General features: G+C 46.3%; 15 protein-coding genes. 5 read left to right on the top strand and 10 right to left on the bottom strand.

Going from position 1 to position 13,216, the window contains the following annotated elements; translation table 11 throughout:
* The first annotated feature begins 117 nt into the window (after nucleotides 1–117).
* The 3 genes from GO755_RS10745 (at nucleotide 118) to GO755_RS10735 (ending at nucleotide 2,699) form a co-directional block, all read left to right on the top strand.
* Nucleotides 118–576, top strand: coding sequence for a DUF2452 domain-containing protein (locus tag GO755_RS10745; RefSeq protein WP_157584740.1), 459 nt, complete (start codon nucleotides 118–120; stop codon nucleotides 574–576).
* Between the two features lie 92 nt (nucleotides 577–668).
* Entirely contained in the window at nucleotides 669–1,493 is an 825-nt protein-coding gene (menB, locus tag GO755_RS10740; protein WP_157584739.1) for a 1,4-dihydroxy-2-naphthoyl-CoA synthase, read from the top strand.
* A gap of 669 nt (nucleotides 1,494–2,162) precedes the next feature.
* The gene (locus GO755_RS10735; RefSeq protein WP_157584738.1) at nucleotides 2,163–2,699 is read left to right on the top strand and encodes a GNAT family N-acetyltransferase; all 537 of its coding nucleotides are present in this window, start codon (nucleotides 2,163–2,165) and stop codon (nucleotides 2,697–2,699) included.
* Between the two features lie 4 nt (nucleotides 2,700–2,703).
* Here the strand turns inward: GO755_RS10735 and GO755_RS10730 are convergent, their stop codons facing one another.
* The 5 genes from GO755_RS10730 to GO755_RS10710 form a co-directional block, all read right to left on the bottom strand.
* Nucleotides 2,704–3,498 (bottom strand): phytanoyl-CoA dioxygenase family protein, encoded by a 795-nt coding sequence (locus tag GO755_RS10730; protein WP_157584737.1) that lies wholly within the window; start codon nucleotides 3,496–3,498, stop codon nucleotides 2,704–2,706.
* A gap of 9 nt (nucleotides 3,499–3,507) precedes the next feature.
* Nucleotides 3,508–4,881, bottom strand: coding sequence for a hypothetical protein (locus GO755_RS10725; protein ID WP_157584736.1), 1,374 nt, complete (start codon nucleotides 4,879–4,881; stop codon nucleotides 3,508–3,510).
* Between the two features lie 122 nt (nucleotides 4,882–5,003).
* Nucleotides 5,004–6,005 (bottom strand): hypothetical protein, encoded by a 1,002-nt coding sequence (locus GO755_RS10720; protein WP_227686919.1) that lies wholly within the window; start codon nucleotides 6,003–6,005, stop codon nucleotides 5,004–5,006.
* 272 nt (nucleotides 6,006–6,277) lie between these two features.
* Nucleotides 6,278–7,006: a hypothetical protein gene (locus GO755_RS10715; protein ID WP_157584734.1), complete on the bottom strand. Its 729-nt coding sequence runs from the start codon at nucleotides 7,004–7,006 to the stop codon at nucleotides 6,278–6,280.
* A 101-nt stretch (nucleotides 7,007–7,107) separates the two neighbouring features.
* Nucleotides 7,108–7,326 (bottom strand): YgaP family membrane protein, encoded by a 219-nt coding sequence (locus tag GO755_RS10710; RefSeq protein ID WP_157584733.1) that lies wholly within the window; start codon nucleotides 7,324–7,326, stop codon nucleotides 7,108–7,110.
* Between the two features lie 322 nt (nucleotides 7,327–7,648).
* Between GO755_RS10710 and GO755_RS10705 the strand changes: the two genes are divergently transcribed.
* Together GO755_RS10705 and GO755_RS10700 are read left to right on the top strand one after the other, a co-directional pair.
* Complete coding sequence (locus GO755_RS10705; RefSeq protein WP_157584732.1) at nucleotides 7,649–8,512, top strand: M23 family metallopeptidase; 864 nt, start codon at nucleotides 7,649–7,651, stop codon at nucleotides 8,510–8,512.
* 56 nt (nucleotides 8,513–8,568) lie between these two features.
* Nucleotides 8,569–8,826, top strand: a complete 258-nt coding sequence (locus tag GO755_RS10700) for a hypothetical protein (protein WP_157584731.1) — start codon at nucleotides 8,569–8,571, stop codon at nucleotides 8,824–8,826.
* Nucleotides 8,827–8,856: 30 nt separating this feature from the next.
* Here the strand turns inward: GO755_RS10700 and GO755_RS10695 are convergent, their stop codons facing one another.
* The 5 genes from GO755_RS10695 to GO755_RS10675 are packed head-to-tail and all read right to left on the bottom strand — an operon-like array spanning nucleotide 8,857 to nucleotide 13,209.
* Nucleotides 8,857–10,491 carry an ATP-binding protein gene (locus GO755_RS10695; protein WP_227686918.1) on the bottom strand — a complete coding sequence of 545 codons (1,635 nt, stop codon included), beginning with the start codon at nucleotides 10,489–10,491 and terminating at the stop codon, nucleotides 8,857–8,859.
* A gap of 19 nt (nucleotides 10,492–10,510) precedes the next feature.
* A complete protein-coding gene (locus GO755_RS10690) occupies nucleotides 10,511–11,545 on the bottom strand; it encodes an ATP-binding SpoIIE family protein phosphatase (protein ID WP_157584729.1) in 1,035 nt (344 codons plus the stop codon).
* Nucleotides 11,538–11,951, bottom strand: a complete 414-nt coding sequence (locus GO755_RS10685; RefSeq protein WP_198174803.1) for an anti-sigma regulatory factor — start codon at nucleotides 11,949–11,951, stop codon at nucleotides 11,538–11,540. Before GO755_RS10685 ends, GO755_RS10690 begins: the two co-directional genes overlap by 8 nt.
* The gene (locus GO755_RS10680) at nucleotides 11,932–12,330 is read right to left on the bottom strand and encodes an STAS domain-containing protein (RefSeq protein WP_157584728.1); all 399 of its coding nucleotides are present in this window, start codon (nucleotides 12,328–12,330) and stop codon (nucleotides 11,932–11,934) included. The genes GO755_RS10685 and GO755_RS10680 overlap by 20 nt, the downstream gene beginning before the upstream one ends.
* A gap of 12 nt (nucleotides 12,331–12,342) precedes the next feature.
* Nucleotides 12,343–13,209 (bottom strand): STAS domain-containing protein, encoded by an 867-nt coding sequence (locus GO755_RS10675; protein WP_157584727.1) that lies wholly within the window; start codon nucleotides 13,207–13,209, stop codon nucleotides 12,343–12,345.
* Between the last annotated feature and the right edge of the window lie 7 nt (nucleotides 13,210–13,216).

Below are 13,216 nucleotides of genomic sequence, written 5' to 3'. Positions count from 1 at the left end.
CGGTTTTCACGTACTTTTGTGGCATTAAGCCGTTTCACGGTGTAAATATGCTTTATTTTTTGTCATTCAACGACAGCGAACAAAGACGTTCGCAGGGCGGTTACCCAATTATTACTTATGGAAGAAGCGAAAGTTATCATCAATCCGATTTCGCCGGATAAAGTTGCCGAGGCACCGGGCCTGCTGGCTTATGCACACACAGCCGGTAGCGCTGTTATTCGCCCTGAAGACAAGGGCAAGATCACAGGACGGGCTGTTGCAGCCATGCGCGAACAAACCGACATGCAGCTTAGTCAACTGTATAAACAAATGCAGTTGCTGGCCGAACAGGCTACGGCCATTCGAAACCGGGTCGAAATATCGGAGCGGATTTATTCGGCTCAGATGAATTTTGAGCCCGTTGTTGGCCATACCTATCATTTTTATCAACGTAAAAACGGCACCGATCTGTTGTCGATGATTGGCCCGAACGAATGGGGTCGTAAGTTCCCATTTGAACGCTGCCTCGCCACCGTCCGCATGATGGCAGATCATACGTGGGATGTGCAGTATCACGAAGTTTCATTTAATGAGTGAAAGAGAGAATGAGCGAAAGAGTGTTGCAATAGCCAATTTCTGCTGCAACACTCTTTCGCTCATTCACTCTTTCGCACTTTCACTTTTTATTTATGCAAAGCAATTACCCCTGGGAAACCATTAAAGAATACGAGGAGATTCTGTTCACCTATTACGAAGGAGTTGCCAAGATCAGTATCAATCGTCCTCACAAGCGCAACGCCTTTACACCGCTGACCGTCAGGGAAATGTCGGAAGCGATGGAGCTGGCGCGGCAGGATGAGCGCGTTGGCGTTGTTATTCTCACCGGCGAAGGGGGCGAAGCATTCTGTTCTGGGGGCGATCAGTCTGTTCGTGGGCATGGTGGTTATGTAGGTGAAGACAAAGTGCCACGTCTGAATGTGCTGGACCTCCAAATGCAGATCCGGCGCATTCCGAAGCCTGTTATTGCGATGGTGGCAGGGTATGCAATTGGTGGTGGCCACGTTCTGCACGTCGTTTGCGATCTTAGCATTGCCGCCGATAATGCCCGCTTTGGTCAAACTGGCCCTAAAGTGGGCTCGTTTGATGGTGGATTTGGTGCATCGTACCTGGCGCGGGTAGTCGGACAGAAAAAAGCCCGCGAAATCTGGTTTCTGTGCGATCAGTACGATGCACAGGAAGCCTTAGACATGGGCTTAGTCAACAAGGTTGTACCCCTCGATCAATTGGAAGAAGTGACCCTTACCTGGTGCCGAAAAATTCTGGAGAAAAGCCCTATTGCCCTTCGCATGCTGAAGGCCTCTTTCAATGCCGAACTGGATGGACAGGCTGGCATCCAGCAATTGGCTGGCGACGCGACGCTGCTTTATTATCTTTCAGAAGAAGCGAAGGAAGGAAAAGATGCCTTCCTGGAAAAGCGTAAGCCTGACTTTAGTAAATTTCCAAAGTTTCCATAAAGAAGATTTGTGCACCGGGATTTAAACCCAGTGTTGTAGAATATCGGTTTTTAAGAGCCAGAACAAACAGCGATTTTAATAAGCTGTCTTTTCTGGCTCTTTTTGTGAAGTAAGCTCTAAGTCATATTAGGGAAGAATTCCTAGGAAAAACATAAGCGGCAAAGAGCCTAAAACGCCTAGCGAGCAAAGTAATGTACTTATTCGCTTACGACGATCATGCCATTCCTGCCAGTGGTATGTCGTTATTCCACAAAGTAGTATTTGCAGTGGTGGAATGAAGAAATAGACAGGCCCCATTACGATAATTCCATAACCCCAGTCATTATGATCGATTTTCTGCCCTATGAAGGCAAGTATCCAGATTATAAACCCAATTAGTGAAGCCCAGAAATATAGGTTCTGCCAACGGGAGTTCGAAGCATCATTTGTCATTATCGTTTATACTATGAGGCTTTGTTAATCAACGGCCTTATTACATCATGCCTGGTTCACCTATATAGATTTCGTGTGCTAGAAAGCAACAGACCGAATGTAATTGAATTTGTAATTATGAGAATTACTCTAATTCGTAAATAAGTAGGACTTTCGCTTAAAGCCGTGCCACGTTTACTTTAACTATCATTATAAACCGTGGCACGGCTTTAAGCGAAAGTCCTAGTAGTTTAGAGCATGAATTCACTGTTTCTCTATTCGTCTCGACTCCTCTTCGTCGCTAGTTCACCAACTTTACTACAGTTCGAATTAGTCAGTAATCAACAGCTAGGACATGCACTTAATGTGGCTATTCCTTCCGATTGGCCTCCTGGTGAGTACGATCAGGGAGCTATGCAATTTTTTCTGGATCAGCTTTTGGCAGGTGGCGAAGAAGTCGCTGGCTGGTACGGCTGGTATGCGATTACCTATCCAACTACAACGACACCCGCAACTTTAGTGGCTAGTGGAGGTTATTTCGGGCCACCCGATTCGGAGGGTCTGCTCGAAATCGGTTATTCGGTTTCCGATGAATGGAGACGCCGGGGAATTGCCACCGAGGTAGTGGGCACGCTCGTTCGGCATGCATGGCAACAAGCAGGTGTTAAGCGAATTATTGCCCACACTATGCCTGATAATCAGGCTTCCATTGGCGTACTGACTAAAAATGGTTTTCATCAGATAACGAGCGATGATGCCGACAAGCTATGTTTTGAATGGTTGCCCAATCTATAGCCAGTTAGTTTGTTGCCAGCGCTAAACGGATCGCTTGTTCAACTGGCGAATAGTCGCCATTGGGTCGCTCCAACTGTAAGGACTCAGCTGGTAGGAGAGGAGGCTGCGCTAAAAAACGGGGAGTAGAACCGTGATGAGCCTGAGCAGCATGTACCAAAAAGGGATGGCATAAGTAAACAGTACCTGCTTCGCCAGTTGCTGTTACTACCTGTCGTCCTGCTGTTTCCTGAAAGCCGTTGGCCGCCAGATCTCGTAAGGTTAAACCCGCTTCGCCTGCTGGTTCCAGTTGCCGGGCAATATCTACATGAGAACCAACCCGAATGCGGGTCGGGGCGTCGTTCTCGGTGATTGTTGAGAAAAGAAACAGCATCAACAGTGCCCGCCCTTTGGAATTTATATTGGCCCGCCAGGATAGAAAGTCATTTGGGTCATCATCTTGTGAAGCAAAGCTTACATCAATATGCCATCCTGCATCACCAGGATCGTCTGGGCTGGGGAAACGAATGGGAAATGTGCCAAGACTTGTCCGAGGTAGCCATCGTCCAGGCCCAACCAATTGATCGAACGCAGTCAGTAGGCAAGGAGTGTTAGCGGCTTGACGAAACGGTTCTTGTCCGTAGTTACCAAGTCGGATAACCGGTTTAGTCCAGGTTGCCGGATTGTTGGGATCACAGCCTGTATCAGCCCACAGAATGGTTCGGCCTTCTTCGGCTAATTTAGATGAGAACGCCTGATCAATCCGGACGAAGCCCTTCTGGACGAAATCCTGAATCTGCTTACTGTCAAGTGTATTTCCCATAGCCCATTCTTACAACTCGTCCGACAGAAATTTCCGAACGGTCTGGTAAGGTCTTAATGCTTGTGGTTTCCCATTTGTGCCATTCGTAGATGGAGTCCCATTCGTACGAGGTTCGTCCACTCGTTTCCGGTTACTGCTCTGAAGCGAAAGCATTTCCTTTCGTAATTGCCGTTGTTCGTCGTCGCTTAAACCGGTACGGGTAGCTTCTCCCTGACCATATCCGTCATTGAAATTGCTAATGCGACTGTCAGTTTGGGCTAGTTTTAGTTCGGCTAGTAACTCGTTTAAATCGGCTAAAGTAGCCTGCCGCTGTTCTTTTAGTTCGGCAAGATTCGGCAATAAATCGAGATTATGCTGTAATACGTTTTGCTGGGTAAGTTGCTCCGCAAATTGAGCTTCAAGTGGCGCAATTTCCTTATCTAATCGTTTTAGTCGACGGCGGAGTTTCCAAAGTTTTATATCAGCCTGTAACCACCTAAACCAGAATGCCGATAGCACTGGCAAGGCAATGCCGAGACAGACAGCCCCTGCCAGAGCGAACAATATGCCACTCAATACAAACGATAATAAGGCCCAGGGACTATTTACCAGCGCTAGGTTCAGTTCGCTCGATTGGCTCAGTTGTTTTTCAATCTGGTTTAGTGTCGATGGGCTAAGCGTTTGTGTCGTAGCAGTCGGATCGGTATTCAATTGGAGTTGTCGAACCGATTTATTGATAGCTGATTTGAGTTGGTCTGTCCGATAAGCTTCATACCGAAACCAGCCCAGTACGGCCAATGTCAGTACGGCGAATACAGCCAGAGCCATTTTAAACCGCTCGTATTTTCGACCGTTTTTTACGGGATCTTCCTGGTAAGGTTTCTCGATAAGTCGGTCATAAGCAGGCTTTAATAGAATCGATACCATGGCTAATCCGACTGCAAACGCCCAAGCTTCGTTGGTATTACGAATGTTGAGCGCGTAGGCAACAATTTCGTGCGAGATAATCAGATCGCCCGCCAAAAATGAAATACCCGCTACTAGAAATAATAGACCGGCCAGCAGCGAGTATTCAGGAGCGGCTTTGGTTCGGCGTTCGAGTAGGTTATCCCGGCTGGCTTCCAAAGCATGCCGGTCAGCTTCACGCTGGCTGATTTGTTTGGCCAATCGCTCAACCTGTACCGTATGTGCCTGCAGGGTGGCAAAGGCTGTTCTGTTCGCTTCGGTGGTTTCGGATAGTTGGCGTTCGGTATTGGCCAATTCGGTCCGTTTTTCCTGAATTCGCTCAGAAAGCCAGTCTGTATTAATCTGGCTCGATAAATATCCTTCGTATGTTTCCCGGTTTACCCCTTCAACACCGCTTGTGTAACCGTGCTGAAAGTCAGGATTGTTAGTTGGCTCCATAATCAATGATGACCGATAAGTGATAAATTATGAATGATAGAGCTACGCTATTCCGCCGACTTTTCCTCTACTAGTCGTGCTATAATGCGGAAGCCCTAAATGAAACGTAATGGTGTAGAAATTCATAATTCATAATTCATAATTGATTTTCGCTGTTGCTCAGTCAGACGATCGCGCAGACTGCGGGCGAGTTCAAACTCACTTATAAATAAGTTAACAAGCCCATCGCGCTGAGTGTTCAAACGGGTCTGCTCGGCCTGTACATGATTTAGAGCCGTTACAAGCGGCCACTTCTTTGCCCGAATGGCGTCAATCTCTTGGCTAAGTTGCTCAATTTCGGCCTCCCAGGCTGACAGATTTTGTGTCTTATTTAGCGCTAATCGGTGGTTGCTCTGAATGGCTGAGAAGTCGGTTTGTAGCGCTGTCAACGTACTTAACAGTAACTTGCCCGCCAGCAGGAACAGAAAAAACACAAAGACAAATAAGCCAATTGCCTGCCCTATCGATTGCGATTGTAAAGCATGAACAAGTATAAAGAGTGACGTCGCCAATGGTAAACTAAACTCTTCAATTAGTCGCCGACCAGTTAGCCTGGTATCTGTTTCATAAAAGAACGATGTACGTCCAAACAAATTGAACATACCGGCTATAAACACACCCACCGCAATCCAGCGATTAGGGAAGGCTGTGTGCAGAGTTTCGTCGATCAGGTAGAAATTACCGATACACAATACGGTCGATAAAATAAGACTTACTCCATGCCGAACTAAATTGTTTGGTGTTGGCTGGCTATCGCGTAGATCGCTTATCTGGTCACGAAGGGCCGTAATACGATTTTCACGATGCTCGATGAATAAATTGAGCTCACCAATCTTTTCGGTATAGTACTCGATTTGTTCGTCTAATGGGGCTGACTGTTTCCCAAAATAGGCCCTGATCTGAGCAACTTTACTATCAGGGCGGGTATCTGAGAGGCCAAACAAGACACCCTCGTCGCGCAGACTTTCTTCATCGGCCAGCCAGCCAGGCAAAGGCTCAAGTTGAAGATGGGTAGTAAGTAACGAGTTGAGTGGATGTTCAGATTCCGGTTGGTTCAACGGGGTAATATCCAGCGATGCAGACATTGGCACTATGGCGACAGTTGGTGTCACAGGTGCCTGTAGCGAAGGATTACGGGAAAAAACTGAAAAAAGGCGTTTGATAAGCGTCATTAGAGAAACCGGACAACTCAAGGCTGGTCCGATCAGGTCGTTAAAAATAAAACGGTTGTAAATACGGAAATAGTACCCTATTGATGCAAGTCATCCAGTGGGATACGGAGAATATTTATGCTGGATGGTAGGTTAGAAAAGCGTAGACGTTCTACCTTAAATGCGCATCCAACAGTGACTGGCGCTTATCGTTGCAGAAATATCCGTTGAAGAGCTCCCCAGAGTCGTTTTTTTAAATTTTGATCGGCTTCAATCGTGGGCAATGAATCGGCCATTAGAAAGGTGATGCCCTCGAACCGAACCGGAGAGTAACGGTCCATCATGATATCGAGATTAATTCGCTCAAAAGGTACCCCAAATGTAATGAAGTGATTGATGTACTTCCCTCGGAGTAGTTCGGGGAAATCCATATCCCGTACACCATGCAGATTGAGTAAATCGACGCCTTCAATATTCAGGTTTACCGCTTTCAGAATCTTCTCCAGAAACAACAAATTACTCGGGTCTAACTCTTCATCGGCTAGCAACAGAACTTTATGGTTAAGTTGTGGCAATCGGATTTGCTGAACAGGTGGCAATATAGAAGGTGTGGTTGGGCGTGGAGCTGGTTCACTCAAAGGCTCGGGGGTATTGATTAAAACGACGGGTTCTGGCCGGTTGACAGTAGGAATAACAATTAATTCGGGTTGTACCAGATCGTCCAGAACAGGTTCGGTTTTAGTGATTAGTGTTGCCGCCGACAAAGTGTCTAAATCCGCTAGTAAGTCAGTGGTTTCGGGGGTGCTTGATACATCGGCAAGAATAAGATCAGCTGAGTTGGCCTGTACTTGTGTCGATGGCTCCCAGGATTCGCCGGGTAATTGGAAGAGCGATTCGTTTTGATACAGAGTCTGATAAAAATTCTTTACGGACATAACTTGGAGACAACCCGGTTTGAGTTGTAAAACTACATAAAAAAGACGCCCCTGCTTGTTAAGGAGCAGGGGCGATTTTGGCGACAAAAATAATTGGCTACTTAAAAGTTGATCTCCTGCTGCCTTGTTGAAATCTTGAGCAAGTCGTAAACCCAGCAGTAACGAGTGATGCAGCTAACGACAAGAACTAACGAAAGGCCGATGAAAAAATAAGCAACGATACTGGGAAGAAGATCCAGTAGACAGGGAACGAGCAAATCGACGATTAGTATAGACCGTATAATCTGGTCTACAAAACTGACATTTTTTTTGAGTAGCATAAGTTAAGAAAGTTACAAGAGGTTGGCAGGTAAAAATAGGATTTTCTTAGTAGAAAGCAATGGTTATGAGTCAGTTGGTAGGTAAATATCAGTTGGTTGCAAATTCTTCTAATTAAATGACAATATTGACTAAATTATTGCTTAGTGACCTACTAATTGATGTTACACGGCATTACGTAACATCATTTTTTGCCTATAAAGGCATCTTCGATTAGATTGAGCCCCACCCTTTTCGGCATGAACAGTATCTGCAGGAAGATTAACCAACAAAAACAATGGACCATTTTCGCGGTTTATCAAGAGCACCTTTACGCTCCATCCCATGAAGGCCATTCTCTTAATCGCGTTAATAAGCTCCTACCTGAACTTGCCTCCCAACCATGCCCAAAATAAGAAAACCTCTTTAGGGACAGTTGGTAAATCGGTGAGTGTGGCTCAAGGCGAAGTAGCCCGCTGGGCGGGTAACTGTCTACGTTGTAGTTTGGAGAAACGAGCCTGGTCGGCTGTCAATGGCACTTGTTACTATCCTGTTGATATGGATATGAAGCCAGGTTCCTATACAATCTCGCGTCGAACAACGGGTGGAAAATTGGAAACTGCCACTCTCCAGGTAATGCTCAAAGCCTGCACACAGGAAGATCTTAAAAACTTCCCGAAGAAGGAATACATCAATGTATCCCCGCAAAATCAGGCTCGTGCCGCTAAAGAAGCGGCTGTCATCAACCCAATAATTAGCTACAAAGCTACGGTGCGCCCTGCCGTTTTCGATTTGCCAATAGGCAAGCCCGCTAATCCGCTGCCGAAAGGAGAAGGTAATTTTGGGGCTTGTCGGACCTTTGATGGTCAACCCCGCGATCGGCATACGGGGCAAGACTACCCTGTTGGAATGGGAGAACCAGCATTAAGCGCTGGCAATGGCCGGGTACTACTGGCTGCGAATCATTTCTATAGTGGAAATTCGGTCTACATTGACCACGGGAATGGCTTGATCTCAGAGTATTTTCATTTGAAGAGCTATTCGGTTAAACCCAATCAGACCGTTACGAAGGGACAAAAAATAGGCTTAGTAGGCGAAACGGGCCGGGTAACAGGCCCACACTTGCACTTTGGCGTACGTTGGCATGGAGCTTGTATTAACCCTGGCTTTTTGTTGATTGATCCGTCCGATATACCGCAAGTGAAATAAACGGGGAAATACGGCCCGATTAATTGTTTATTGATAGAACTTAACCAGTCTTTCCAATGGATAAACGTAAGCAGAAAATGCCATCTATCAACGATGGCCTGACGCAAAAAGTCGCTGAGGCCAGTGATGTGTTTGCCCTTGATAATGTGACTCAACTTCGAGAAGCCATTGACCAGGCAGTTTATGGGCAGACAGAAGAGAATAAGTTATCGGAATCGGACCGGGCCCATACAGTTGAAGGACTAACGACACTAGGTCAGATGGGAATGCTAACGGAGACCGATCTGGATGAAGCGAGGAAGGGATATTTATAAAGCATACCTCCCATAAACGTATACCGCTGGTTATACCGGAAAATAAACGCTAAATGTGGCGCCATGTCCTGGCTGACTACTGGCCGTAATGGCACCGCCATGATTGGCCGCTACCTTCTGGCAGATCGCCAAACCGACCCCCGTTCCGGCAAACTCGTTCTTAGGGTGCAGCCGTTGAAAGACTTGAAAAATACGATCCAGATACTTTTCATCGAATCCAATCCCATTATCGGTTACGTCAATTTTATGGTAGGCCGCAGCCGATCGGGCAGGCTTTAGTAAAGCAGGAAGATCGGTGGCGGGTATTTCCTGAGAGCTTATCCGAATATGAGGAATGATGCCATTCCGACGAAATTTCAGGGCGTTACTCAATAAATTTTGAAATAACTGATCCAATTGGGATGCTTCTCCTTCAATTATGGGAAGGGTATCTATCTGAATTTGAGCGTTTGTTTCCTCAATGGTTAGCGACAAATTCTCTAACGAACGATTAATCACGCTCGCGAGGGGAGAACTAATCGTCGTCTCACGGCGGGTCGATAAGCGGGAGTAGGCCAATAAATCTTTAATTAGCCATGACATTCGATTGGCCGCCGACTGCATTCGCTCCAGATAAGTTAATGACTCAGTCGACAGATCGGTGCTATTCCGTGTACGGAGAAGATCGCCAAACTGTTGAATTTTGCGGAGAGGTTCCTGTAAATCATGGCTGGCAATGTAGGCAAACTGGCTTAATTCGGTGTTGCTTCGGTTCAGTTCACTCACGGTCGACTCAAGGGACTGCTGAGCTTTCTCCAGGTTAGTTTTTGCCTGAATCAGTTCTTCATTTTCCCGAAGGGCTTTCTCGACAAGCTTCTGAGCATGAATATTAACCGCAAAGCCCGTCCAGGCAGCTAATTTGCCGAGTTCGCTTTTTATGGGTTGTGCCGAAAAAAGATGCCATACATACGATTGAGAAGCCCCTTCTTTTAATTGACATTCATAGTGAAATGGCAGGCCTTCGGCGGCTTGTTTAGTCCATAATGCCCAAAAAGCGTTGTAATCATCTGGATGTATACTTTGAGCCCATTTAGTCTGATTAAGCGCTTGTACGGAATACCCTGTAAATTCAGTTATCCAGGAGTTGGCATATAACAACTGTCCCGCCTGATTGGCCGTAAAGATCATGAGCGGCAATGAATTTGTTACTCGCTTGTAATGCTCCTCGCTCGTTTGCAATCGCTCAGCGAGCTCCTGCAATTGGTCATTTTTTCGTTTGATCTCATCATAAGCTGACAAGGGTTGATTGGCGTCGAATTGGGAACGCCAATTGGCAACGTGCTCAGCACTGATTTTACGATTTGTTGGTAAACTGTAATAGAGTGTGAGTTTGTTTCCAGCTTCCAGGTTGGTTATTTCCATCTTCTCGACCAATCGCTGGGCATACAACAACCCTTGATGGAGTGGATTGGCAACCGGTAGATTCTTGTCTTCAATAATGGCCACCAGCGACTGACTGTTCCTGGATTTGTTAAGGCACAGGGTCAATGTAGGGTTAGTCCCTTGCTCAAGTGCATAACGGGCTACTTCAGAAACCGCCGTAGCAAACGTAGTTTGGTTTGCTAATGACAATCCCACGAGCTCAGCCAGTTTCATGGCCCGCTTATGAGACAATATCAAATCCATCTCGTTATTCAGAGATATTTTAGCTAATTCCTCCATAGTCTCCCTGAATGCGTCCGACAACTAAGGATGTGTCATCCGTTTGCCGGGAATAATCTTTATACAAGGCGGCCGCCAGAATTGTTAGATCATAGCGAAAAATAAATGGATACTTCGTATGATCCCATCGGGATTGCAACCCGTCAGAACACATGACCAGTAGTTGACCCCGTTCAAATGGTAATACATGATCACTCATGGTAGTGGGTAGGTTCATACCTATAATTCCGTTATAAGACAGGAAGTTTTTGGTTGCCATAGCACCGCTGAGCCGTGTTGAGATGTTGCCAACCCCACACCAGTTCCACTGTCGGGTGGCCACATCATATACAATCACAGAACCTACTAAGCCACGGGTTTTGGTCACAGATCGATGAATATACCGTAAGATATCTGCGGGGCGGTGGTCAGGACAAATTCGGAAGGCATTGATTGCCGTCTGAATCGCCGTATTGGCCTCTGGGCCATGCCCCAGGCCGTCTCCCAGAAAGAGCTTAATGTGACTGGGGGTCGTTTTCAAATAACAGCCATCTCCACATACTGTCTCACCAGGTTTGGATACAAGTATTGATCGAAAATCAATCCCTAAAGCCGGTGCCAGATTAGCCACAGGCTTGATGAAAACACGGACTAGCAGAATGGTGCCCCAATCCTTTATCGAGTACAACTGAGCCTGATCGGCTAGTCGGTTAATTGACCCCAATCCATGACCTAATGTGCTGGTCGTCGACACGCCATCCTGCATCATTCTGGTAGGATCGGCCATACCGGGTCCACTGTCAATGCTAATGAACTCAAGTCCCGAATTAGTAAATAGGTGAATAGGGCGAACCAGGATATCACCTCCGCCTGCATGCTTTACCAGGTTTGAAGCCATTTCAGCAACAATCAGGTCAATTTCATTCAGTCGCTGACTTTGAAATCCCGCCTGAGTGGCCAATTGGTTAATTCCTTTCTTTACGATCGCCAAATAGCTCCGGTCGGCTACCTTAAATCGTACATGCGTGGAGTTATCCATTCTTCCACTTTAAAATAGTTACTACAGTGCCCTGGCCAACCGTACTTTTAATATCAAATTCGTTGACCAGGCGCTTGGTACCTGGCAAACCCAGTCCCAGACTTCTTCCTGTAGAGTAGCCGTCCTGCATGGCCAGATTAATGTCGGCAATACCCGGCCCTTTATCTGAAAATGTTAGCCGAATACCTGATTCACGGCCTTTACTAACGACCTCAATTAAAACCTCCCCACTATCGGCGTAGCGAAGTATATTTCGAACCAATTCGCTGGCGGCTGTAACGAGCTTCGTTTGGTTAACGATACCCATACCGATTTTCACGGCAACTTCTTTTACACGATTACGGCATGGAACAACATCCTGTTCCCGCGTAATCGACATGCTGTCCTTACTCAGTGTCATCAGCATCGTCGCCTGCCATTTCGTCGTCCAGACTATGCTTTGTTTGCAGTAGGGCCATACCTCTCTCCACGTCAAGGGCCGTATGGACGCCATGTAATGATAAGCCAAGTTCAATAAGCGTAATGGCTACGGCTGGTTGCATCCCAACGACTACGGTTTCAGCATCCAGCACTCTCGTCATACTGGCAATATTGCCCAGAATACGGCCCATAAATGAATCGACAATCGATACCGCCGAAATATCGATCAGTACGCCACGAGCGCCAGTCTTGTGAACCATATTGATTAAATCCGTTTCCAGATTTAATGCCAATCGGTCATATAAATCAATTTGAATGGTAACCAATAAAAAAGGCCCCATTCGCAGGATAGGTATTTTATCCATATACAGGTTGCGTTAAAAGCCTTTCTTTTCGGTTTCGTGCCGTTTTACGGCCAGCCTATGCATACTAAAGGCATGTTTGAGGGCACTAGCCATCGTTGCTTTAGTAATGATGTTCGATAAATCGATTCCCAGATGGACAACCGTTTGAGCGATCTCGGGACGAATACCGCTGATAATGCAGTCGGCACCCATTAAACGCGTAGCACTCACGGTTTTGATCAGATGCTGGGCAACCAAGGAATCGACGGCTGGTACGCCGGATATATCCAGAATGGCAATGCTACTTCCCGTATCGACAATCTTCTGGAGTAGATTTTCCATAACGACCTGCGTACGTGAACTATCTAAAGTGCCAATGATGGGTAAAGCCAGAATCCCATCCCAAATTTGAATAACCGGAGTTGAGATATCACTGATTTCTTCCGTCTGCCTCAGAATTACATCTTCCCGACCTTTGATAAAGGTTTCAAACGTAAGGACGCCAAAATTATCGAGCAGCCGATTCAGTTTCTGACTAAGCTCAAAAAGCTCCGTTGGATTCTCAGACAGTTTTTGTTGCAGAAGGTCTATCAGCGCTTCCTTTAAACTGAAGATATATAAACCTGTTTCACGCGGAGAAAAGCCCTGCCTGGCGCGGGACATCGAGATCGTTGACAGAATTTCGAAGACTTCGTCGAAATCAGAGGAGTCAACCTGGGTTATATTCTCATCGGTTAGGGATTTGGCTAAGGCATTGACTAACTCTTCCGATTGTGTACGGAGCTCGTCATTTGTCATTAAATCATCCCGTAAACTTTCATTTGTTAGCTGCTTCTGAATCCATCCGTCAAGAAGCGTTGACTTATTGTTTTTTAGTAATTGAGAAATACTGGTGGCCATAGGGAGA

It is taken from the genome of Spirosoma arboris, from assembly GCF_009754945.1.
Lineage (GTDB): Bacteria > Bacteroidota > Bacteroidia > Cytophagales > Spirosomataceae > Spirosoma > Spirosoma arboris.
This window is presented reverse-complemented; position numbering and strand designations above follow the sequence as displayed.